At 67.5% G+C, this 20,332-nt stretch carries 20 protein-coding genes and 1 tRNA gene; 7 read left to right on the top strand and 14 right to left on the bottom strand.

Translation table 11 applies throughout. The features are described 5' to 3' along the window. Window positions 1-50: 50 nt before the first annotated feature. Both ACZ6SF_RS19495 and ACZ6SF_RS19490 read right to left on the bottom strand, forming a co-directional pair. The gene (locus ACZ6SF_RS19495; RefSeq protein ID WP_466063539.1) at window positions 51-224 is read right to left on the bottom strand and encodes a type II toxin-antitoxin system antitoxin; all 174 of its coding nucleotides are present in this window, start codon (window positions 222-224) and stop codon (window positions 51-53) included. Further along, a complete protein-coding gene (locus ACZ6SF_RS19490; RefSeq protein ID WP_466063538.1) occupies window positions 224-1,108 on the bottom strand; it encodes an SPFH domain-containing protein in 885 nt (294 codons plus the stop codon). Before ACZ6SF_RS19490 ends, ACZ6SF_RS19495 begins: the two co-directional genes overlap by 1 nt. 144 nt (window positions 1,109-1,252) lie before the next feature. Here ACZ6SF_RS19490 and ACZ6SF_RS19485 point away from each other — a divergent pair, with 144 nt between their 5' ends. Beyond that, the gene (locus ACZ6SF_RS19485) at window positions 1,253-2,338 is read left to right on the top strand and encodes an isocitrate/isopropylmalate dehydrogenase family protein (RefSeq protein WP_466063537.1); all 1,086 of its coding nucleotides are present in this window, start codon (window positions 1,253-1,255) and stop codon (window positions 2,336-2,338) included. Window positions 2,339-2,347: 9 nt separating this feature from the next. On the opposite strand, the gene ACZ6SF_RS19480 is transcribed toward ACZ6SF_RS19485, so the two are convergent. Genes ACZ6SF_RS19480 through ACZ6SF_RS19470 form a run of 3 tightly spaced genes read right to left on the bottom strand, consistent with a single transcriptional unit; the run spans window position 2,348 to window position 4,954 of the window. Next, window positions 2,348-3,100 carry an amino acid ABC transporter ATP-binding protein gene (locus ACZ6SF_RS19480; RefSeq protein ID WP_466063636.1) on the bottom strand — a complete coding sequence of 251 codons (753 nt, stop codon included), beginning with the start codon at window positions 3,098-3,100 and terminating at the stop codon, window positions 2,348-2,350. Window positions 3,101-3,117: 17 nt separating this feature from the next. Continuing rightward, window positions 3,118-4,047 (bottom strand): amino acid ABC transporter permease, encoded by a 930-nt coding sequence (locus tag ACZ6SF_RS19475; protein ID WP_466063536.1) that lies wholly within the window; start codon window positions 4,045-4,047, stop codon window positions 3,118-3,120. A 4-nt stretch (window positions 4,048-4,051) separates the two neighbouring features. Beyond that, window positions 4,052-4,954 (bottom strand): ABC transporter substrate-binding protein, encoded by a 903-nt coding sequence (locus ACZ6SF_RS19470; protein ID WP_466063635.1) that lies wholly within the window; start codon window positions 4,952-4,954, stop codon window positions 4,052-4,054. A gap of 172 nt (window positions 4,955-5,126) precedes the next feature. On the opposite strand from ACZ6SF_RS19470, the gene ACZ6SF_RS19465 reads away from it, so the two are divergent. Together ACZ6SF_RS19465 and trxA are read left to right on the top strand one after the other, a co-directional pair. Further along, window positions 5,127-5,663, top strand: coding sequence for a 2'-5' RNA ligase family protein (locus ACZ6SF_RS19465; RefSeq protein WP_466063535.1), 537 nt, complete (start codon window positions 5,127-5,129; stop codon window positions 5,661-5,663). 126 nt (window positions 5,664-5,789) lie between these two features. After that, window positions 5,790-6,173, top strand: a complete 384-nt coding sequence (gene trxA / locus ACZ6SF_RS19460; RefSeq protein WP_466063534.1) for a thioredoxin — start codon at window positions 5,790-5,792, stop codon at window positions 6,171-6,173. A 67-nt stretch (window positions 6,174-6,240) separates the two neighbouring features. Here the strand turns inward: trxA and ACZ6SF_RS19455 are convergent, their stop codons facing one another. After that, window positions 6,241-6,672 carry an alpha-isopropylmalate synthase regulatory domain-containing protein gene (locus ACZ6SF_RS19455; RefSeq protein WP_466063533.1) on the bottom strand — a complete coding sequence of 144 codons (432 nt, stop codon included), beginning with the start codon at window positions 6,670-6,672 and terminating at the stop codon, window positions 6,241-6,243. Between the two features lie 603 nt (window positions 6,673-7,275). On the opposite strand from ACZ6SF_RS19455, the gene ACZ6SF_RS19450 reads away from it, so the two are divergent. Continuing rightward, window positions 7,276-8,064 (top strand): glycerophosphodiester phosphodiesterase, encoded by a 789-nt coding sequence (locus ACZ6SF_RS19450; protein WP_466063532.1) that lies wholly within the window; start codon window positions 7,276-7,278, stop codon window positions 8,062-8,064. Window positions 8,065-8,268: 204 nt separating this feature from the next. Here the strand turns inward: ACZ6SF_RS19450 and polA are convergent, their stop codons facing one another. The 7 genes from polA to ACZ6SF_RS19415 all read right to left on the bottom strand — a co-directional run bounded on the left by polA (window position 8,269) and on the right by ACZ6SF_RS19415 (window position 17,487). Beyond that, window positions 8,269-11,013, bottom strand: coding sequence for a DNA polymerase I (gene polA / locus ACZ6SF_RS19445; RefSeq protein ID WP_466063531.1), 2,745 nt, complete (start codon window positions 11,011-11,013; stop codon window positions 8,269-8,271). A gap of 99 nt (window positions 11,014-11,112) precedes the next feature. Next, window positions 11,113-11,871 carry an ABC transporter ATP-binding protein gene (locus ACZ6SF_RS19440; RefSeq protein WP_466063530.1) on the bottom strand — a complete coding sequence of 253 codons (759 nt, stop codon included), beginning with the start codon at window positions 11,869-11,871 and terminating at the stop codon, window positions 11,113-11,115. Further along, window positions 11,868-12,863, bottom strand: a complete 996-nt coding sequence (locus ACZ6SF_RS19435; RefSeq protein WP_466063634.1) for an ABC transporter ATP-binding protein — start codon at window positions 12,861-12,863, stop codon at window positions 11,868-11,870. Before ACZ6SF_RS19435 ends, ACZ6SF_RS19440 begins: the two co-directional genes overlap by 4 nt. 41 nt (window positions 12,864-12,904) lie before the next feature. After that, window positions 12,905-14,305 carry a branched-chain amino acid ABC transporter permease gene (locus ACZ6SF_RS19430; RefSeq protein WP_466063529.1) on the bottom strand — a complete coding sequence of 467 codons (1,401 nt, stop codon included), beginning with the start codon at window positions 14,303-14,305 and terminating at the stop codon, window positions 12,905-12,907. Next, window positions 14,302-15,339, bottom strand: a complete 1,038-nt coding sequence (locus ACZ6SF_RS19425) for a branched-chain amino acid ABC transporter permease (protein WP_466063528.1) — start codon at window positions 15,337-15,339, stop codon at window positions 14,302-14,304. Before ACZ6SF_RS19425 ends, ACZ6SF_RS19430 begins: the two co-directional genes overlap by 4 nt. Before the next feature lie 93 nt (window positions 15,340-15,432). Continuing rightward, the gene (locus ACZ6SF_RS19420) at window positions 15,433-16,620 is read right to left on the bottom strand and encodes a branched-chain amino acid ABC transporter substrate-binding protein (RefSeq protein ID WP_466063633.1); all 1,188 of its coding nucleotides are present in this window, start codon (window positions 16,618-16,620) and stop codon (window positions 15,433-15,435) included. Window positions 16,621-16,890: 270 nt separating this feature from the next. Beyond that, window positions 16,891-17,487 (bottom strand): ANTAR domain-containing response regulator, encoded by a 597-nt coding sequence (locus ACZ6SF_RS19415; RefSeq protein WP_357429293.1) that lies wholly within the window; start codon window positions 17,485-17,487, stop codon window positions 16,891-16,893. A 220-nt stretch (window positions 17,488-17,707) separates the two neighbouring features. On the opposite strand from ACZ6SF_RS19415, the gene ACZ6SF_RS19410 reads away from it, so the two are divergent. The 3 genes from ACZ6SF_RS19410 to ACZ6SF_RS19400 all read left to right on the top strand — a co-directional run bounded on the left by ACZ6SF_RS19410 (window position 17,708) and on the right by ACZ6SF_RS19400 (window position 19,410). Next, a tRNA-Leu gene (locus ACZ6SF_RS19410) sits at window positions 17,708-17,791 on the top strand. A 428-nt stretch (window positions 17,792-18,219) separates the two neighbouring features. Then, window positions 18,220-18,849, top strand: coding sequence for an arsenate reductase/protein-tyrosine-phosphatase family protein (locus tag ACZ6SF_RS19405; protein ID WP_466063527.1), 630 nt, complete (start codon window positions 18,220-18,222; stop codon window positions 18,847-18,849). Window positions 18,850-19,041: 192 nt separating this feature from the next. Further along, the gene (locus tag ACZ6SF_RS19400; RefSeq protein ID WP_466063526.1) at window positions 19,042-19,410 is read left to right on the top strand and encodes a hypothetical protein; all 369 of its coding nucleotides are present in this window, start codon (window positions 19,042-19,044) and stop codon (window positions 19,408-19,410) included. A gap of 12 nt (window positions 19,411-19,422) precedes the next feature. On the opposite strand, the gene ACZ6SF_RS19395 is transcribed toward ACZ6SF_RS19400, so the two are convergent. Further along, window positions 19,423-20,313 (bottom strand): acyl-CoA thioesterase, encoded by an 891-nt coding sequence (locus tag ACZ6SF_RS19395; protein WP_466063525.1) that lies wholly within the window; start codon window positions 20,311-20,313, stop codon window positions 19,423-19,425. Between the last annotated feature and the right edge of the window lie 19 nt (window positions 20,314-20,332).

Below are 20,332 nucleotides of genomic sequence, written 5' to 3'. Positions count from 1 at the left end.
ACAGCCGGGCCCCGCGGAGGATTCCTCGGCGGGGCCCGTTCCGGAACTGTTCAGGAGTCGTCGCCGTGGGTACGGCGCGCCGGGCGCCCGGCCTGCTCCAGTGCCCGCCGGAGGGCGAACTCGATCTGCGCGTTGACACTGCGCAGATCGTCGGCCGCCCATTTCGCGACCGCGTCGTACACCGCCGGGTCGAGCCGGAGCAGGACCTTCTTGCGTTCGACCATCAGTTGTACAGCGATCCCGTATTGACCACCGGCTGCGTCGGCCGGTCTCCGCACAGCACCACCAGCAGGTTCGACACCATGGCCGCCTTGCGTTCCTCGTCCAGTTCGACCATCCCCTCGGCGGTGAGCCGTTCCAGCGCCAGCCCGACCATCCCGACCGCGCCCTCCACGATCCGGGTCCGCGCGGCGACGACCTGGTTGGCCTGCTGCCGGACCAGCATCGCCTGGGCGATCTCCGGGGCGTAGGCGAGATGGGTGATCCGGGCCTCGATGACGTCGATACCGGCGGTGGCGGTCCGTTCCCGCAACTCGACGGTGAGTTCCTCGGCGACCTCGGCGCCGTCGCGCAGGCTGATGCGGTCGGCGTCGTGGGCGTCGTAGGGGTGGGTGGTGGCCAGGTGCCGCACGGCGGCCTCGGACTGGGTCTCGACGTATTCCTCGTAGTCGTCGACGGCGAAGGCGGCCTTGAAACTGTCCACGACCTTGTAGACCACCACGGCCGCGATCTCCACCGGATTACCGTCGGCGTCGTTGACCTTGAGTTTCTGGGTTTCGAAGTTGCGTACCCGCAGCGAGATACTGCGCCGGTCGGTCAGCGGCAGGACCGAGAAGAAACCCGGATCGCTCACCGATCCGATGTAGCGGCCGAAGAACTGGACGACCTTGGCCTCGTTCGGGTTCACCACCGTCAAACCGGTGATGCCGAGCAGCAGCAGTCCGGCGAGCACACAGGCGACGATCGCCCCGATCAGGCCGACGGTGTTCTGGTCCTGCGCGGCCGCGACGAATCCCGCGACGGCGACGGCCGCCAGCGCGACGGTCAGGATCAGCCAGATCAGCAAGACGACGAACCCGTTGACCCGAACGGCGTTCCGGAATGTCATGACATCCTCCCTCTATCAAAGTGATATCACCAAGATAGCATCTTGCCTCAGATCCGGACAACCCACCCGAACCGGCGGTACCGGAATCCCGGCCCGCCCGGCCCGCCTCCGCGGTGAACCCTCCGGTCCTGCGACCATGACCGGATGGATCGGACGGAACCCGGCGAGCCGCTGCGGCTCGGAATCGTCGACGGCGACGGAATCGGCCCCGAAGTGGTGGCCTCGGCCCGGCGGGTGGTGGACGAGGCCGTCGCGGTGGAGGGGCTCACACCGGTCGCGTGGGTGGCACTTCCCATGGGCCGCGACGCCATCGCCGAATACGGCACGGCCCTACCGGAATCCACGCTCGCGGGCCTGGGCGGGACCGACGGCTGGATCCTCGGCCCCCACGACAACGCCTCCTATCCCCCGGAGCACCGCATCGCCCCCGGCGGCGCCATCCGCCGGCATTTCGGGCTGCATGCCAATATCCGGCCCGTCAAAGCCTTTCCGGGCGTCGGCGCGGCGGCGCCCGATATCGATCTGGTCGTGGTCCGGGAGAACAGCGAGGGCTTCTACGCCGACCGGAACATGGCCGTCGGATCCGGCGAATTCTGCCCCACCCCCGATATCGCACTCTCCGTCGGAATGGTGACCCGGGCGGCCACCGAGCGGATAGCGCACGAGGCGTTCCGGCTGGCCGCCGCCCGGCGCGGCCGGGTGACCATCGTGCACAAGGCGAATGTGCTGCCGCTGACCATGGGCCTGTTCCGCGATACCTGCTACGCCGTGGCGCCGGAGTATCCCGGGGTCCGCGTCGACGACGAGCATGTCGACGCGGCCGCCGCCCATCTGGTCCGGGCCCCGGCCGATTACGACGTGCTGGTCACCGAGAACCTGTTCGGCGATATCCTCTCCGACCTCGCCGCCCAACTCGGCGGGTCACTGGGTATCGCGGCCTCGCTGAACTGCTCCGGCACCCGGGCCATGGCCCAGGCCGTGCACGGCGCCGCGCCCGATCTGGCCGGGCGCAACCGGGCCGATCCGGTGGCATTGCAACTGTCGTCCGCCATGCTGCTGCGCTGGCTGGCGACCCGGCACGACCGGCCCGCGCTCGCCCGCGCCGCCGACCGCATCGACCGGGCCGTCGCAGCCACCTTCGCCGCCGGTATAGCCACGGCCGATCTCGGCGGACTGGCCTCCACCGGCGAATTCACCGAGCAGGTGGCCGCCCGGATCCACTTCCGCTGACCGGCCGGTTCACAGCAACCGCGACAGGAACGCCTTGGTGCGATCGTGGCGGGGAGCGGTCAGCAGTTCCGTGGGCGGCCCCGACTCCACCACGACACCCTGATCCATGAACACCAGTTCGTCGGCCACCTCACGGGCGAATCCCATCTCATGGGTCACCACGACCATGGTCATCCCCGATTCCGCCAGTTCCCGCATCACCGCGAGCACCTCGCCCACGAGTTCGGGGTCCAGCGCGGAGGTCGGCTCGTCGAACAGCATCAGTTTCGGGTCCATGGCCAGGGCCCGGGCGATGGCGACCCGCTGCTGCTGACCTCCGGACAGTTGCGCGGGGTACGCGTTCGCCTTCTCCGCCAATCCCACTCGTTCGAGCAGCTCCCCGGCGCGTTCGCGGGCCTCGGCCCGGGACTGTTTCTTGACCTGCGTCGGCGCCTCCACGATATTGCCCAGGACGGTGCGGTGCGGAAACAGATTGAAATGCTGGAACACCATGCCGATATCGCGGCGCTGGCGGGCCGCTTCCCGCGGATGCAATTCGTAGAGACGGCCGTTGCGTTCGCGGTAGCCGACCAGTTCGCCGTCGACATAGAGCCGCCCGGCGTCCACCTGTTCCAGGTGATTGATACACCGCAGAAATGTCGACTTCCCCGATCCGGAAGGGCCGATCAGGCACAGCACCTGTCCCCGGGTGACCTCCAGCGAGATGCCCTCCAGCACCTTCAGCGCGCCGAAACTCTTACAGACCCGGTCCGCCCGGATCATGGGTACCGCCGTCTCGCTCATTTCGCCCGCACCTCACCCCGCGCGTCGGCCAATTCCCGCAACTGCTTCGCCGTCAGTTGCCGGGATATGCCCCGCGAATAGTATTTCTCCAGGTAGTACTGCCCGATCATCAGCACGCTGGTGATCGCGAGATACCAGGTCGCGGTGACCAGCAGCAGCGGTATCGGCAGGAAATTCACCCCGTAGATATCGCGGGCGCGGCCGAACAGATCGGTACTCAGCGGAATGGCGGCCACCAGCGAGGTCGTTTTCAGCATGCTGATGAGCTGGTTGCCGGTCGGCGGAATGATCACCCGCATCGCCTGCGGCAGCACCGTCCGGCGCATCGTCTGCGACCAGGACATCCCGAGTGCGACGGAGGCCTCCCGCTGGCCCTCCCCGACCGAGTTGATCCCGGCCCGCACGATCTCGGCCATATACGCGGCCTCGTTGAGCGCCAGCCCGATCATCGCGAAGAAGAAGGCCGCCCGCAGGCCCTGCACATCGATCTCGAACAACCGCGGACCGAACGGCACCCCGAACGCCACCTGCTGGTAGAGCGAGGGCACCAGCCCCCAGAACACCAATTGCACATAGACCGGCGTCCCGCGGAAAATCCACAGGTACACCCAGGAGGCGGCGCGCAGCACCGGATTCGGGGACAACCGCATCACCGCGAGCACGGCGCCGAGCACGACGGCGATCGCCATCGCGAGCACCGTGAGCTCCAGGGTGACCACGGCGCCCGCGGCGATCCGCGTATCCCGCAGATAGTCCCAGTACACATCCCACCGATAGGCGGGGTTGGTGGCCGCGCCGTAGACGAACAACCCGGCCAGCAGCAGGATGACGACCGCGGAGATCCAGCGCCCGGGCCGGCGCAGCGGGACCGCCCGGATGGCTTCGGGTGGATCCTTCTCGGTGGACACGCGCGGATCGGCGGTCATGGCGTCAACTCCTCGCGCCGTTGATCACGGAGGTGCCCAGCGCACCCTCCTGGACACCCCAGTTCTCGGTGATCTGCCGGTACCGGCCGTCGTCCATCAGATACTGCACCGCGTCCCGGAGCACGGGGGCCAGCGGCGATCCCTTGGCCAGGGCCCATCCGTACGGCGCGGCGTCGAACACCGGGCCCGCGGGTTCGATCTTGCCGTCGGTTTGCCTGACGGCGTAGGCGGTGACCGGGGAATCCGCCGACATCGCGTCGACCTGGCCCAATACCAGCGCGTTCGTCACCGCGCTCTGCTCGTCGAAGGCCTGGATGATGATGGGATCGCGGCCCGCGGCGACACACGCCTCGCTCTTGGCCGGGACCTCCTCGATATGCTCGACCGTCGTCGCCTGCACCGCCACCCGCTTCCCGCAGGCGTTCTCCGGATCCACCTCGTCACCGGTGCGCTGCGCCCACTGCACCCCCGCGGTGAAATAGGTGACGAAATCCACCTGCTCCTCGCGCTCCGCCGAATCGGTGATCGACGACATGCCGATGTCATAGGTACCGGCCTGAACCGCCGGAATGATCTTCTCGAACGCCGATTCGGTGTAGCGGGCCCGGATACCCAGCACCGCGGTCACCGCGTCCATGAGATCGATATCGAACCCGACGATCGCACCGTGCCGGTCGCGGTACTCGTTGGGCTGATACGGCACATTCACCCCCACGACCACCTCGCCCGCCGCTCTGATCCCGGGCGGTACCCGTTCGGCGAGAGCGGGCACGGGCTGTACGGCGACCTTCGGCGGGACCGGACCGGTGTCCTCGATATTGGTCACGCAACCGGCCGTCAGCAGAACCCCCGCCAGCCCGCACAACACCCGGCGCCGCCGGATCCCGGATCGATCAGCCACCTCCACCACCTGCCGCTCGCGAGGAACCGTGGGACTCCGCCACACGTCGACGTTGCCAGGGACAGTAGGCCACCGCGGCACCCGACACAGCCGGTGTAACCGAGAATTGATCTCGGGCGCGGCGGCCCCGGCCATAGTCCGGTGGCCCGGCCCGCCGAGGAGTTACCGTCTGAGGATCATGGTGCAGTCGGTGGAATTGCTGCTCGACGAGGCAGCGGAGCAGCGGATCCGGCGACAGTGGGAACTGCTCGCCGAAGCGGGCCTGCCCGGGCTCGGACATGGCCGGCGGACCGGCGGCGATATCGACACCCACCGGCCGCACATCACCGTCGCGGTCGCCCGGCAGATCTGGCCGCGGATCGAACAGGAACTCGACCGATTGCCGTTCCGCCCCTTCCCGATACGTCTCGGCGGTGTGCTGGTCTTCGGCGCCCGGCGCCCGATCCTGGTACGCGCCGTGACTCCGTCGGAACAACTGCTCGCCTGGCACCGCCGGGTGCATCAGGTGGTCTCACCGTGCCCCGATATCCCGGCGAATCTGCGGCCCGGTCACTGGACACCACACGTCACGCTGGCCCGCCGGGTGCTGCCCCAGCGGATCGGTGACGCGGTCACGGCCGTCGCCACCGATAAGGACATCACCGCGACGGTGGTCGGAATCCGCCGCTGGGACGGCGACGCGCGACGGGCCTGGACAATCGCCGAACACGGCTGAGGACGCGCGCCCCGCGACGCCCGGTGACGGCACGTAGGGTGGGGTCCGGTGGCGTACGACACCGTCGCGGAACAACCGCGGCCGGGGCCGGCGTTGCAGCCTGTATACCGACCACGAGAGGACGTCATGGCCACCCAGACACTGACGCAGCAGAACTTCGACGAGGTAGTCACCAGCAATGACGTGGTGCTGGTCGATTTCTGGGCTTCCTGGTGCGGACCGTGCCGCAGCTTCGCCCCGACCTACGAGGCGTCGTCGGATCAGCATCCCGACGTCGTGCACGGCAAGGTCGACACCGAGGCCGAACAGGGCCTCGCCGCGGCCGCCAATATCCAGTCCATTCCGACCATCATGGCCTTCCGCGAAGGCGTCCTGGTCTTCGCGCAGCCCGGCGCGCTGCCGCCCGCCGCGCTCGAAGACCTGGTCTCCCAGGTGAAAGCCCTCGATATGGACGAGGTCCGCAAACAACTCGCCGAACAGCAGGCGGCCAACGGCCAAGCGGCCGAATAGAATCGAACGACGACGGCGGGCTCCGCACTTTCCGGGGATGGTGCGGAGCCCGCCGTCGGTGTATTCGCTAACCCAGCCGGTTGACGCCGGCGATCATCGCCCGCACCGAGGATTCCGCACCGTCGGTGGCGAGCGCGGCGCCCCAGCCCCGGCGGCCGTCGGATTCACACTGCACGAACGTGGCGGTACCCGCCGGAGTGCGCCGCTGGTGGAATCGGAGAATCTCCACCGGATATCCCGCCTCGTACAGCGCGGAGGTCATCGCGGCGATCGGATTACCGGCGGCCACAACCGACCGGGACCAGCCCGGGAACTCGAGCGTCGCGGTGAAGGCGCCGCCGCGCGCCCCCGTCGACGACCAGCCCGCCAGCCGTATCGGCCCGGCGCACTCGCCGTAGCGGTCGTTGAATTGGGCCGCGGTCAGCTCGGCGCATTCGGTGCGCAGGCTGCGTGGCGCGGCCGTGGTCAGAGGGTCGTTTTCCAGAATCACAGTGGTCATGAGCACGTAGGTCTTCCCAGAGAAGGTCGGCAGGTTTCAGGGGGACCAGCAAAAGCCAGGAAAAAAAGGGGGCCCGCAGCGAGGGGGCCGGTCCGAATCAGACCCCGCTACGGCGGGTTACTACTACGGCAAGTAGCCGACGTGCCCGCTCCGCAGTGCGCGCGAGAAGCGCCGCGCCGTCGCGATCAGCGACCATCGGCGCGGCACAGAGGCCGTCGGCAGGGAAATGCACGTGCTCGACAATAAAGACTCCCTGCGCGGTTGGCAACCATATTCGCCCGCCGTTTCTCCTACCGACGAGTACTGTTTCCCCAGGTCACCGCCCCGCCACCGACAATCCCCACCCCGTTATGTGATTTGGAGCAGCTCCGCTGCTCGAGGTTCGGCCCTCCTGAGCGTCTGTCGTCAGCCCTCGAGACTCGTGGCTTCGCCACATGCGCTTCGAGGGCTGACGACAGACGCGGGCCGAACCCGGTCCGGGGACTCGCTTGGACGCCCGAACCCGGTCGGAGGCCTCGGTCGGACGCCGAACCCTGCTGGAGGTCTGGCTGGAGTCGGTGGTGGTGTTCGGCGGGACGGGGCGGCAGGTGTCAGACTCGGCGAGTGCCTGTATCGACCGGAGTAACCGTTGTCGCGCACCGGGGACTCGCGCCCGGTCTCCCGGAGAACACCTTGGCCGCCTTCCGCGGCGCGATCACACTCGACGTCGACGCGATCGAGATCGACCTCCGGGTCACCGCCGACGGGCACCTCGTCGTCATGCACGACGATACGGTGGATCGGACCACCGACGGCCACGGCCGAGTCGCCGACCTGACCCTGGCCGAGATCAAGGCTCTCGACGCGGGCCGGCTCGCCGGTTCGGCATTCACCGGGGAGCGGATACCGACCTACCGCGAAGTACTCGAGGTGCTTCAGGGACATCGGGTACACCTGCTCCTCGACATCAAGGACTGCCCACCCGAAGCCAAGGCGGAAATCGTCGAGCTGACAGAGCACTTCGATGCCTCGCACACGGTGATCCTCGGTCCGCGCACGGTCGCCGATCTGCACGAATTCACCCGGCTCGATCCACGCCTGCGCACGTTGGCGCTCGTACCCGGACGAACCGACCTCCCGCCGGACCCCTCCGATATCGCGGCCTTCGTCGACGCCGGTGCACACCTCGTGCGCCTCTGGCCGTCCTGGCTGCTACCCGACCCCGGCATCGGCGCCCGGCTCGTCGAAAGCGTCATCGCGCGCGGAGTGCCGGTATGGACCTGCGCGGACACTCTCTACGGTGATATCAGCGCCGACACCCCCGAACACGACCTCCGGCAACTCGTCGACATCGGCGTGACCGGCATCCTCACCGACCGGCCGGAACTGCTGCTGGAAATCCTGCGCCGATAACGAATCCCCCGTGCCTTCCAGCGACCACGCGCGGTAACCGCCGGCACGGACGACCACCCCACCCCCGCGCCGAATACCCCGAAATGGTTCGGCCCGCGTCTGTCGTCAGCCCTCGAAGCGCATGTGGCGAAGCCACGAGTCTCGAGGGCTGACGACAGACGCTCAGGAGGGCCGAACCTCGAGCAGCGGAGCTGCTCCAATATTTCAGTGCGCGGCCGCGTCCCAGCTGCGGCCCACGCCGACCGAGACGCTCAGCGGGACCGAGAGTTCGATGGCGGAGGACATCTTGTCCAGGACCAGTTCGCGCAGCTGGGCCTCTTCGCCGGGGGCGACATCGAAGACGAGTTCGTCGTGGATCTGCAGCAGCATGCGGGAGCGCAGGCCGGAGTCGGAGAGGGCCCGGTGCACGTTGATCATGGCGACCTTGATGATGTCGGCCGCGGTGCCCTGGATGGGGGCGTTGAGGGCCATGCGTTCGGCGGCTTCGCGGCGCTGGCGGTTGCTGTGGTCGAGGTCGGGCAGGTAGCGGCGGCGGCCGAAGAGGGTTTGCGTGTAGCCGACCTTGCGGGCCTGTTCGACGACTGCCTGCAGGTAGTCGCGGATACCGCCGAAGCGGGCGAAGTAGATGTCCATCTGCTCCTTCGCCTCCTGGGTGCTGATCTTCAGCTGGGCGGACAGGCCGTAGGAGCTGAGCCCGTAGGCCAGGCCGTAGGACATGGCCTTGATGCGGCGGCGCAGTTCCGGGGACACCTCGCCGATCGGGATGTCGAAGGCTTTGGAGGCGACGAAGCTGTGCAGGTCTTCGCCGGAGTTGAAGGCCTCGATCAGGCCTTCGTCGCCGGAGAGGTGGGCCATGATGCGCATTTCGATCTGGCTGTAGTCGGCGGTCATCAGCGATTCGTAGCCGGCGCCGACGACGAAGGTATCGCGGATCATCCGGCCGGTATCGGTGCGGATCGGGATGTTCTGCAGATTCGGTTCGGTGGAGGAGAGCCGGCCGGTGGCGGCGATGGTCTGGTTGAAGGTGGTGTGGATGCGGCCGTCGTCGGCGACGGCTTTGAGCAGGCCGTCGACGGTGACCTTGAGCCGGGTGGCGTCCCGGTGGGCGAGCAGATGCTGCAGGAATGGATGCTCGGTCTTCTCGTAGAGCGATTCGAGCGCGTCGGCGTCGGTGGTGTAGCCGGTCTTGGTGCGTTTGGTCTTGGGCATATCGAGTTCGTCGAACAGCACCACCTGTAGCTGTTTGGGTGAGCCCAGGTTGATCTGTTTGCCGATGACCCCGTACGCGGCTTCGGCGGCTTCGGCGACCTTGTCGGCGAATTGCCGCTGCAGTTCGCCGAGGCGGTCGGTGTCGACGCCGATACCGGCGTCCTCGAGTTCGGCGAGCACGCCCAGCAGCGGCAGTTCCATCTCGTCGAGCAGCGGCGTGGATTCGATCTTCGCGAGTTCGGTGTCGAGGGCGTCGGCCAGATCGGCGACGGCACGGGCTCGCAGCATCTCGTTCTGGGCGAGTTCGGCGTCGACGGAATCCTCGGCGTCCAGCAGCGACAGCTGCGGGGTGGCGTCGGTTTCGCTGCGCAGTTCACGGTGCAGGTAGCGCAGGGAGAGGTCGTCGAGGTTGAAACTGCGCTGCCCCGGCCGCACCAGATACGCCGCGAGCGCGGTATCGCTGGTGAGTCCGGCGAGGGTCCAGCCGCGACCGCGCAGGGCGTGGATCGCGCTCTTGGCCTCGTGCAGCGCCTTGTACCGGGTGGGGTCGGCCAGCCAGGCGCCGAGCGCGGCCTCGTCCTCGGCGGTGAGTGCGGTGACGTCGATATAGCCGGATTCCCCGTCGGCGCCGGCGATGGCGAGGGCCCGGACGTCACCGGCGGCGGGTGCGCCGTTTCCGGAGAGGGAGAGCCCGTGCCGGGACTCCGCTTTCGCGTGTTCGGCGAGCCAATCGGCGACGCTTCCGGGTTCCAGTGTGCTGCCGCTGATCTCGAATCCGGCCTCGGCCTCGGTGGTCGGGGGCGCCAGCGTCTCGAAGAGCCGGTCGCGCAGCACCCGGAATTCCAGGTCGTCGAACAGCTGGTGGATCCGCTCGCGGTTCCACGCGCCCTGGGCCAGCTGATCCGGTGTGTACGGCAGGGGTACGTCGCGGACCATTTCGGTGAGCTGACGGTTGAGGACCACGCTGCTGAGGTTCGCGCGCAGCGCGTCGCCGACCTTGCCGCGCACCTCGTCGACCTTGTCGACGAGGGTGTTCAGATCGCCGTATTCGCGGATCCATTTCGCGGCGGTCTTCTCCCCCACACCCGGGATACCGGGCAGGTTGTCGCTGGGATCGCCGCGCAGCGCCGCGTAGTCCGGGTACTGGGTGGGACCGAGCCCGTATTTGACCTCGACCTCCTCGGGTGTGAAGCGGGTGAGGTCGGAGACGCCCTTCTTCGGGTACAGAACGGTGACGTCGTCGTTGACCAGCTGGATCGCGTCGCGGTCGCCGGTGACGATGAAGACCCGGAAGCCCTGGGGTACGGCCTGGGTGGTGAGGGTGGCGATGATGTCGTCGGCCTCGTAGCCCTCGATCGCCATCACCGGTACGCCGAGCGCGCCCAGCACCTCTTTGGTGAGTTCGACCTGGCCGCGGAACTCGTCGGGCGTTTTGGCGCGGTTCGCCTTGTATTCGGGATAGGCGTCCACGCGGAAGGTCTGGCGGGAAACGTCGAAGGCCGCCGCGATATGCGTGGGCTTCTCGTCGCGCAGCAGGTTGATGAGCATGGCGGTGAACCCGTATACCGCGTTGGTGGTCTGGCCGGTGACCGTCTGGAAGTTCTCCGCCGGCAGTGCGTAGAACGCCCGGTACGCCAGGGAGTGCCCGTCCAGTAGCAGCAGCGTGGGCCGCTCCCCCGAGGATCCGGAGGCATCGGCGGAGGCGGGGGCGGTCGGCTGCGCGGTGGTCGGTGGGGTCACACTCCGAGAGTCTAGGGACTCCCCCCGACAACCGGGCAGGCCGTCGGGGCGACGGGCCGCGCCGACGCCTTTTCGTCCGGGCGGGCCCGCCGCCGCTCGTCAGCCGACGCCGAGGTAGGCGGCCTGGACGGCCGGATCGTCGAGCAGTTCCCGGCCGGGCCCGGTCTTGGTGACCTCGCCCGTCTCCATGATGTAGCCCCGATCGCTGCGCGCCAGGGCCTGCCGGGCGTTCTGTTCCACCAGCAGCACGGTCGTACCCGTGGCGTTGATCTCGGCGATGATCCGGAAGATCTGCTGGATGACCATCGGCGCCAGACCCATGGACGGCTCGTCGAGCAGCAGCAGCCGGGGCCGCGCCATCAGGGCGCGGCCGATGGCCAGCATCTGCTGTTCGCCGCCGGACAGGGTGCCGCCGACCTGTTTCTGCCGTTCCCGCAGGCGCGGGAACAGCTCGAACGCCCGTTCCAGGGCCGCGTCGTGATCGGCCTTCTTCTTGAACGGCCTTGCGTAACAGCCCATATCGAGGTTCTCGCGCACGGTCATCCCGGGGAACACGCCCCGGCCCTCGGGCGCCTGGACCAGCCCGGCCAGTACCCGTTCGTGCGCTTTCAACCGGCTGATATCGCGACCCTCGAACAGGATCCGCCCACCGCTGAGCGGCAGCAGACCCGACAGCGCGCGCATCGTGGTGGTCTTCCCGGCGCCGTTGGCGCCGAGCAGGGTCACCAGTTCGCCCTCGCCGACCTGCAGCGAGATCCCGTGCAGGGCCTGGATTCTGCCGTATCGCACGACGATATCGTCGACCTCGAGCAGCGGTTCGCCGCCGAATTTCTCGTCCCGGGCGCCCGTCGCGCTCATCGCCGCTCCTCCGCTCCGCCGGATCGATCGTCCTGTTCCGCGCGCGCCGCGACGGTGGACGCCGAGACGTCCGCGTCGGTCAGTTCGTCGTCGGGCACCCCCAGGTACGCCGCGATCACCGCCGGATCGGTGCGGATCTCGGCGGGCAGGCCGTCGGCGATCTTGCGGCCGAACTCCAGGACCACGATGCGGTCGGTGACACCCATCACCAGCCGCATATCGTGCTCGATCAGCAATACGGTGAACCCGTCGTCGCGGATCTTGCGGATCAGATCCATGAGCGCGGACTTCTCACTCGGATTGAATCCGGCGGCCGGTTCGTCCAGGCACAGCAGTTTCGGCTCGGTCGCCAGGGCCCGCGCGATCTCGAGCCGGCGCTGATCGCCGTAGGAGAGATTGCGCGCCTTCTCGACCGCGCGCGGCGCGATACCCACGAATTCCAGCAGCGCCATACCGCGTTCGACGGCGTCGCGTTCCTCGCGCCGATGCCGCGCTGTCCGCAGGATGGCCCCCGCCACCGAGGTGCGATGGCGGGCGTCGGTGCCCACGACCACGTTCTCCAGGGCGGTCATCTCCCCGAACAACCGGACGTTCTGGAAGGTCCGGGCGATACCGAGCCGGGTGATGGCGTTGCGTTTGGTCTTGGTCAGCGGTTTGCCGTCGAAATACACGGTCCCCGCGGCCGGCCGGTACACCCCGGTGATCGCGTTGAAGCAGGTGGTCTTGCCCGCGCCGTTGGGGCCGATGAGACCCAGGATCTCGCCGCGGCGGATCTCGAAACTCACCGAATCCAGCGCGGTGAGCCCACCGAAGCGCACCGTGAGATCCTCCGTGCTCAGCAGCGGCGCACCCACCTCGGTGCGGATCTCCCGGTGCGCGGCCACCACTTCGGCGACGGCATCGGCATCGGCCAGCGCCGGATCGACGGCGGTGACATCCACGACCCCCGCCGATCTCGGTGTGGCCTCGGCCGCGGTGTATCCCGCGGCCATATCCTCGTTGTCGAACAGGGCGTCGCCCGCATGCGGTCCGGTCACGACGCCGCCTCCGCACTCGCGCCGCCCACCGGACGGCGCACGGCCCGCACGATCTGCCTGCCGTAGGCGAGTAGTTTCTGCCGGACCGGGAACAGGCCCTGGGGTCGCAGGATCATCATCACCACCAGTGCGATACCGAAATACAGATACTTCAGGTCACCGAGACTCTTCGCGCCGCCGGCGAAGGTCATGAGCACACTGCTCAGCAGCAGCACCGCGTACACCGCCGCGAGCACCGACACCGCGAGATAGGCCCAGCGCGGCAGGCCGGTGAGGTTGCGGGCCCACAGCCGCCAGCCGGCCAGCAGCGCCACGAACAGCACCGCCACGATCGCCAGCTGTACATATCCGGTGGTCCCGTCGTCGGCGATCTCCACCGACATCAGCCGGTTCGGCAGATACACCACCAGGAAGGCGCCGACGATCACCCCGAGTTTGTTACCCGACCCGCCGATCACCACCGCGCAGACGAACAGCATCGAGTTGATGATGTTGAAACCGGTGGGGTTGATGAACTGCACCTGCCCGGCGAACAGGGCGCCCGACAGGCCACCGATTCCCGCGCCGATCATGAACGCCCACAATTTGAATTTGAACGTGGGCACACCCATGATCTCGGCGGCGTCCTCGTCCTCGCGGATGGCCACCCACGCCCGGCCGACCCGGCTGCGTTCCAGATTGCCGACCAGGAGCAGGACCGCGACCACCGCGATCATGCCGACCCAGTACCACCAGGTACCGGAATTGGCGCGTTCCAGCAGATCGGAGCTCTCCGGGTTGCCGACATTGCCGGCGGAGAACACCCCGTTGGGATGGCTCTCGGATTCGCCGACTCGCGGATAGGCGATTCCCGACAGACCCAGGCTCCCGTTGGTCAGCTCGCCGAGATTGTCGGCCAGCAGCCGCACGATCTCACCGAAACCGAGGGTGACGATGGCCAGATAGTCGCCGCGTAGCCGCAGGGTCGGCGAACCCAGGATCAATCCGGCGACCGCGGTCACCAGAATCGCCAGCGGAACGCAGGCCAGCCAGGCCCAATCGGAATTCAGCCAGCCGCCGTCGGTCTGGTTCCACGGGCTGTTCGGGCTGGTCAGCAGGCCGACGGTATACGCGCCGACCGCGTAGAAGCCGACGTACCCGAGGTCCAGCAGCCCGGCCTGCCCCACCACGACGTTGAGACCGATGGCGATCAGCGCGTACATGGCGAACTGGGCCATCACCCCGCCGAAACTGGTGCCCGGGGTGTCCAGCAGCGGGGGCGGGAACAGCGGCAGCAGGGCCAGCAGCAGCAGCGCCGGCACCCCCACCGCCCATTGCGCGGGCCGGCTCAACCCGGCCCACCAGGCGCGGATCTCGTCACCCAGGCCGCGCCGGGTCTCGGTTTTCGCTGTACTCATGTGCGCGCCCTCCCGAGACTTTCACCGAGAATGCCGGTCGGCCGGAAGAACAGCACGAGCACCAGCACCACGAACGCCACCACATCGCGCCATTCGGTGCCGAAGAACATCTGCCCGTAGCTCTCCACCACTCCGAGCACCAGCCCGCCGAGCAGCGCGCCCCGCAGATTCCCGATACCGCCGAGGACGGCGGCGCAGAAGGCTTTGATACCGAGGATGAAACCGCCGGAATAGATGATGCCGTTGGGAATCTTCAGCACGAACAGCATCGCGGCGGCACCGGCCAGCAGACCGCCGATGAGGAAGGTCAGCATGATGATCCGCTCCCGCGAGACACCCATCAGGGTCGCGGTATCGGGATCCTGTGCCACCGCCCGGATTCCGAGCCCGAAGCGGGTGCGGTTGACCAGCACATCGGCCAGCACCGCCAGCGCCACCGCCGACACCACGATCACCAGGGTCACATTGGTGACCTCGGCGCCGCCGATGGTGAACTGCACCGTGGGCTCCACCAGCATGATCGGCTGCTGCGCGTTGGTGCCGCCGAGATCCGGCCACAGTTTCGGCAGGATGAAATGCACGAACTCCTGCAGCACGAACGACATACCGATCGCGGTGATCAGGAAGGTCAGCGGTCTGGCGCCGCGGCGGCGCAGGGGCCGGTAGGCCACGCGTTCGAGCCCGACCGCGGTCGCGCCCGAGACCGCCATACCGAAGACCATGGCCAGCGCCAGATAGGTGACCGTGAGGACGACACCCTCGCTGTAGACGTTGCCGCTCGGTGAGAATCCCAGCAGCATCAGCCCCACGTACTGCCCGAACATACCGAGCATGAACACCTCGGAATGCGCGAAGTTGATCAACCGCAGCACCCCGTAAACCAGGGTGTAGCCCACGGCCACCAGTGCGTAGATCGCCCCGTAGGACAGGCCGTCGACCGTCAGTCTCCAGAACTGATCGATCACGCCCTCGTAGTTGAAATCGATCGATCCCTGCGCCCAGACGGCCACCTCGGCCGGCATGGATGCTGTCATTCGTAATCCGCCCTCATCATCATCGGCCCTGCTCGGCGCAGCGCGCGGTACGCGCCCCCGGCACCCCCGGGTGCGCGTACCGCGCGCCGAGCGTTATCCGACCTCGTAGATCCAGATCAGCGCGGACGACAGTTCGCCGTCGGCGTTCCACTGGTAGTGCCGCGCCAGCCCGTCACCGCTGTAGCCGCGCACGTACTCCAGCAGATCGGGGCGGGTCAGTTTCCCGTCGTCGATACCGGTCGCGAGAATGGTCGCCAAGTCGTAGGCCTCGACCGAGTACACGCCGGGCGCCTGCTTGTTGAGTTCCTGGTAGGCGGTCGCGAATTCGCCGGGCGCCGGACCACAGGGGCAGGACAGCACCGCGCCCTCCGACGAACCTCCGGCCTGCGAGACGAACTGCGGATCATTGGTGCCGTCGGCGGAGACGAAGGTGGCGTCCACGCCGCCGGAGCGCAACTGCTGTACCAGCGGAGCGGCCTCGGCGTAATAGCCGGAGTAGAAGATGGCGTCCGGCTGGGCACCCGAGATCTTGGTGACCGTGGCGGAGAAGTCCTTGTCACCCTTCTTGATGCTCGCCGCGCAGGCGGGATCCGCCGCCGCGCCCAGTCCTTCGGTGATGCTGGCGGCCAGGCCGACACCGTAATCGGTGTTGTCCTGGATCACGCACACCTTCTTGTACCCGGCATTGTCCACCAGGTACTTCGCCACCGACGGACCCTGCACGTCGTCGTTGGCCAGACCGCGGAAGAAGGACTTCCAGCCGTTCTTGGTCAGCGTGGCGTTGGTGGCCGAGGAACTCACCGAGACGAGTCCGGCATCGCTGAGGATCTGGCCGGTGGCCTTGGTCTCCCCGGAGAACGCTGGTCCGACCAGGCCGATCACCGACGGATCGTTGACGATCTGCGGGATCACCTGGCTGGCCTTCTGCGGATCGCCTTCGGTATCGAATTCCTTCAACTGGATCTGGCAGCCCGGATTGGCCTTGTTGTGCTGGTCCAGCGCCAGCTTCACACCGTTGACGATATTGATGCCCAGCGCCGCGTCCGGGCCGGTCAGCGCGCCGGCCATGGCGATCGAGGTGGTGGGCGGGCAGGTCGCGGAACCGTCGCCGGCCGGATCGGCGGCGGCAGCGGCATCGGCGGCCGGGACCTCCTTACCGGCGTCGTCGACCTGCATCACCGGTTTGATGGACAGCCCGCCGGTATCGGCCGCACCCGAATCACCGGTGGTCTTCTCGCTACATCCGGTCAGCACCAGCGCCGCCGCGGCGGTGACACCCATGAGCGCCCGCGCCGTGCGGCCGCGGCGAGACACCCCCGACAGCCATATCGAACCAAGCACGATCTTCCCCTATGTTCCTCATCAAAACCCCGGCCGGCCGAGGGAGCCGGCAACGCCGACTCGTGAGAAACATAGCCTCGCCATGTTGATCCCGCGTCACATTCGGATCATCGGGATGATGTCGTCGCAAATTGTTTTCCGGCTTGTGTTTCGGCGAGGTAAAAACACGACCGGTCGCGGCGACAAAGGCGAACGCGCGGACTATAGGGCCTACTGCGGGGTGAGGTTCTCCAGCACCACCTCGGCCACCGCCTTCATCGTGGTGCGGCGATCCATCGCGGTGCGCTGAATCCATTTGAAGGCCTGCGGCTCGCTCAGCCCCTGGGTCTGCATCAGCACACCCTTGGCCCGCTCCACCAGCTTGCGGGTCTCCAGCCGCTCCGACAGGCCCGCCACCTCGCTCTCCAGCGCGGTGATCTCGTGGAAGCGGCTCGCCGCCAATTCGATGGCCGGCACCAGATCCGATTTGGTGAACGGTTTGACCAGATAGGCCATCGCACCCGCGTCGCGGGCGCGCTCCACCAGATCCCGCTGACTGAACGCGGTCAGGATCACCACGGGCGCAACCCGTTTCGACGCGATCTCGGCGGCCGCGTCGATACCGTCACGGCGCGGCATCTTCACATCCATGATCACCAGATCCGGCCGGTGCTCCACCGCGAGGTCCACCGCCTGCTGGCCGTCACCGGCCTCCCCCACCACGCGATACCCCTCTTCGGTCAGCATCTCGACCAGATCCATCCGGATCAACGCCTCGTCCTCGGCGACGACCACGCGTTTCGCCGCGGCGTCCGCACTAGTGCTCATAAACGACCCCTCTGGTTCCGATGCCTCGTCCCGATACACCGACGGCGGATCCGGCCGGGCCACGGCCGTCGATCCGCCGTCACGCGATCGGGTGTTGTAAAGACTACCTTTCACCCCCGCCACCAGTGCCCGTACCCTGCGCAAAGTGGCCAACCGGGGGATCGGGGACCCCGGCATTCGGTAAACGGGGCACCGAGGGGATATCATGTGCACCCGGTGCGCCGAGTTGGCGGAACTGGCAGACGCGACGGTCTCAAAAACCGTTGTCCGGAAGGACGTGTGGGTTCGAGTCCCACACTCGGCACTGTATTTTTGGAGCAGCTCCGCTGCTCGAGGTTCGGCCCTCTTTTGCGTCTGCTGTCGGCCCTCGAGACTCGTGGCTTCGCCACATGCGCTTCGAGGGCCGACAGCAGACGCGGGCCGAACCCGTTTATCGTCTCGCGGGGCTCGACGTCATGCCGGATCCGTTGACGGGAACGGGCGTGGTCGGGCTGTTCGCGGTCGGCTGGGAGCGGGCGGCGGCGGGGGGCGGATGAATTGAAATCATGGCGGGGCAATGTATTTCGAATCTCGAATACGGCGAATTGTCACGGAAACAAAATGCGTACCGCGGGAAAATCCTCGGGCGGTCCGTGTACGGGATGCTACGCGCAGATGAATTAACCGTACGGTGGTGTGATATTGAACAGACTGCGCTTCTGAAGGGGCCTGTGCCCGATTTAGCGTAGCGCTATGCACATCCTGTTCGTCTGCAATGGCAATGTGTGCCGGTCGGTCATCGCCGAACGGCTCACCCGCTCCATCGCGGTCGAATACCGGCTCGGCGGGATCACCGCCGAGAGTGCGGGGACCCGCGCGCTGGTGGGGTTCCCGGTCGAGCCGCGGGCCGCCGAGGCGATCACGGGGCTCGGTGGAGATCCCGCGAACTTCCGGGCCCGCAAACTCAAACCAGAGCATATCGACCGCGCGGATCTGGTCCTCACCATGACCGAGAACATCCGCGACGAGGTGGGCGAGCTGGCCTTCGGGGCGGGATCCCGTACGTTCACACTGCTCGAGGCCTACCGGATCGCACGAGTCACCGGATCGCGCACGATCGAGCACCTGCACCGCAGCCGGCACAATCTGTCCCGGGTGGGACGGGAGAACATCGCCGACCCGGTGGGGCTGTCGGCCAAGGCGTACTGCGAGGTGGGCGACAAGATCGCGGACGCGCTGGTGCCGCTGCTGGTGGCGCTGGCGCCGACCGCCACGCCCGGTGATCACTCCCGGGGCCGGCCGCCGCTGGTGGTCGGGCCGCCGGTGACGCAGACCCGGCTCTCACCGCTGGTGGCCGCCCAGCACACGGGCTGGTACGCCTGAGCGCGCCGCCGCCGTATCCGGCCGGGAACGACTATCCGGCGCGAAAACGCACCCGCCTCCCGATAATCCGCCGCAAGGGCACTACACTCGCGGTCCGGAACACGATCCGAGATCCACTCCCGTTGAAGGTTCGACACACGACAGGAATCAGGCATGCCGAAACGCATTTCGGATGTTTCGCTTCATGTTTATGTGACGCCGGAATCCCTGGATCGCCTCGTCGAGACGGTTCGGGCGGAGCTGGACGACCATCTGGACGACGGTGACGTCTGCGCCTGGCGTTTCACCCTCCCGGTCGCCGACGACGATTCGCGCCACCGGGAGTTCGACAGCCGCTGGCGGGCCGGGAATCCGGGCGTGGAGCCGCACGGGCACGCGACCTTCGAAATAGCGCTGAGCCTGGTCGGCGATCCCGCGGAACTCACCGACGGCTATATCGGCGCGCTGGAGAACCGGCTGCTCCGGAGCCTGGATACGCTCGGCCCCGGAGCCCCGTTCACCTTCAGCGCCGAACAGCGCACCGATGTCGGTATCGAGCCGCTCCCGGCGGAACGGCTGTAGGAACCGCCGCGGTCAGCGACGCGACGGGAAGTGCCGGATCACGCCCTCCTGCACGGTGGTGGCCAGCAGGTCACCCTCGCGCGAGTAGAAACGCCCGGTCGCCAGGCCACGCGAACCCGCGGCCACCGGGGATTCGGTGGCATACAGCGCCCACTCGTCGAACCGGAACGGCCGGTGGAACCAGATGGAATGGTTCACGGTGGCCGCCACGATCCGGTCCAGACCCCAGGACAGGCCGTGGGTGGTGATGATCGAATCCAGCACGGTCGTATCGGAGGAGTAACTCAACGCGGCCACGTGGATCAGCGGATCATCGGGCAGGGTGCCGTCGGCGCGCATCCACACCCGGTTGTGGTTGAGCTTCTCGCCGGTGCCCTTGAGGATCCAGGCCGGATCGTTCGTGTACCGCATATCGATCGGATGCGGGGCGTTGACGAACATCTCCAGTTTGTCTTCGTAGCCCGCGAAGGTCTCCTGGATCCGGGGCAGGTTCTCCGGATCGGGCACCTCCGGCCGTTCGTGCGCGTGTTCCAGCCCCTTGCCCCATTCCTGGAACGAGGCCAGCATGACGAACAGCTCCTGGCCGTCCTGGGTGGCGGTCACCGTCCGGTTGGCGAAGGCGCGACCGTCGCGGTGGCGCTCCACATGGAATTCGATCGGCTTCTTCACATCGCCGCCGCGTACGAAATGGGCGTTGAGCGCATGGATCGGGCGCTCGCCCGCCGTGCGGCCCGCCGCGACGACCGCCTGGGACACCAGCTGACCGCCGAAGGTCCGGCTGGCGACCTTCTCGGGATGCCGTCCGAGGAATACATCCTCGGAGATCGCCTCGAGGTCCAGCAGCTCGAGCAGGGTGTCGAGATCGGTGTGCCGGCCGGTCCTGTCGTCCACCGGCGCGCTCATCGGGCGGTTCCGCGGAGCT

The sequence above is a fragment of the Nocardia sp. NPDC049935 genome, from assembly GCF_055586645.1.
The sequence above is the reverse complement of the archived record's forward strand: the minus strand, read 5'-3'. Positions and strand labels throughout refer to the sequence as shown.

Coding starts and splice junctions, on each gene's coding strand:
- ACZ6SF_RS19495 (WP_466063539.1), bottom strand. CDS start 224: ATGGTCGAACGCAAGAAGGTCCTGCTCCGGCTCGACCCGGCGGTGTAC.
- ACZ6SF_RS19490 (WP_466063538.1), bottom strand. CDS start 1,108: ATGACATTCCGGAACGCCGTTCGGGTCAACGGGTTCGTCGTCTTGCTG.
- ACZ6SF_RS19485 (WP_466063537.1), top strand. CDS start 1,253: ATGGATCGGACGGAACCCGGCGAGCCGCTGCGGCTCGGAATCGTCGAC.
- ACZ6SF_RS19480 (WP_466063636.1), bottom strand. CDS start 3,100: ATGATCCGGGCGGACCGGGTCTGTAAGAGTTTCGGCGCGCTGAAGGTG.
- ACZ6SF_RS19475 (WP_466063536.1), bottom strand. CDS start 4,047: ATGACCGCCGATCCGCGCGTGTCCACCGAGAAGGATCCACCCGAAGCC.
- ACZ6SF_RS19465 (WP_466063535.1), top strand. CDS start 5,127: ATGGTGCAGTCGGTGGAATTGCTGCTCGACGAGGCAGCGGAGCAGCGG.
- trxA (WP_466063534.1), top strand. CDS start 5,790: ATGGCCACCCAGACACTGACGCAGCAGAACTTCGACGAGGTAGTCACC.
- ACZ6SF_RS19455 (WP_466063533.1), bottom strand. CDS start 6,672: ATGACCACTGTGATTCTGGAAAACGACCCTCTGACCACGGCCGCGCCA.
- ACZ6SF_RS19440 (WP_466063530.1), bottom strand. CDS start 11,871: ATGAGCGCGACGGGCGCCCGGGACGAGAAATTCGGCGGCGAACCGCTG.
- ACZ6SF_RS19435 (WP_466063634.1), bottom strand. CDS start 12,863: ATGGCCGCGGGATACACCGCGGCCGAGGCCACACCGAGATCGGCGGGG.
- ACZ6SF_RS19430 (WP_466063529.1), bottom strand. CDS start 14,305: ATGAGTACAGCGAAAACCGAGACCCGGCGCGGCCTGGGTGACGAGATC.
- ACZ6SF_RS19425 (WP_466063528.1), bottom strand. CDS start 15,339: ATGACAGCATCCATGCCGGCCGAGGTGGCCGTCTGGGCGCAGGGATCG.
- ACZ6SF_RS19420 (WP_466063633.1), bottom strand. CDS start 16,620: ATGGGTGTCACCGCCGCGGCGGCGCTGGTGCTGACCGGATGTAGCGAG.
- ACZ6SF_RS19415 (WP_357429293.1), bottom strand. CDS start 17,487: ATGAGCACTAGTGCGGACGCCGCGGCGAAACGCGTGGTCGTCGCCGAG.
- ACZ6SF_RS19405 (WP_466063527.1), top strand. CDS start 18,220: ATGCACATCCTGTTCGTCTGCAATGGCAATGTGTGCCGGTCGGTCATC.
- ACZ6SF_RS19395 (WP_466063525.1), bottom strand. CDS start 20,313: ATGAGCGCGCCGGTGGACGACAGGACCGGCCGGCACACCGATCTCGAC.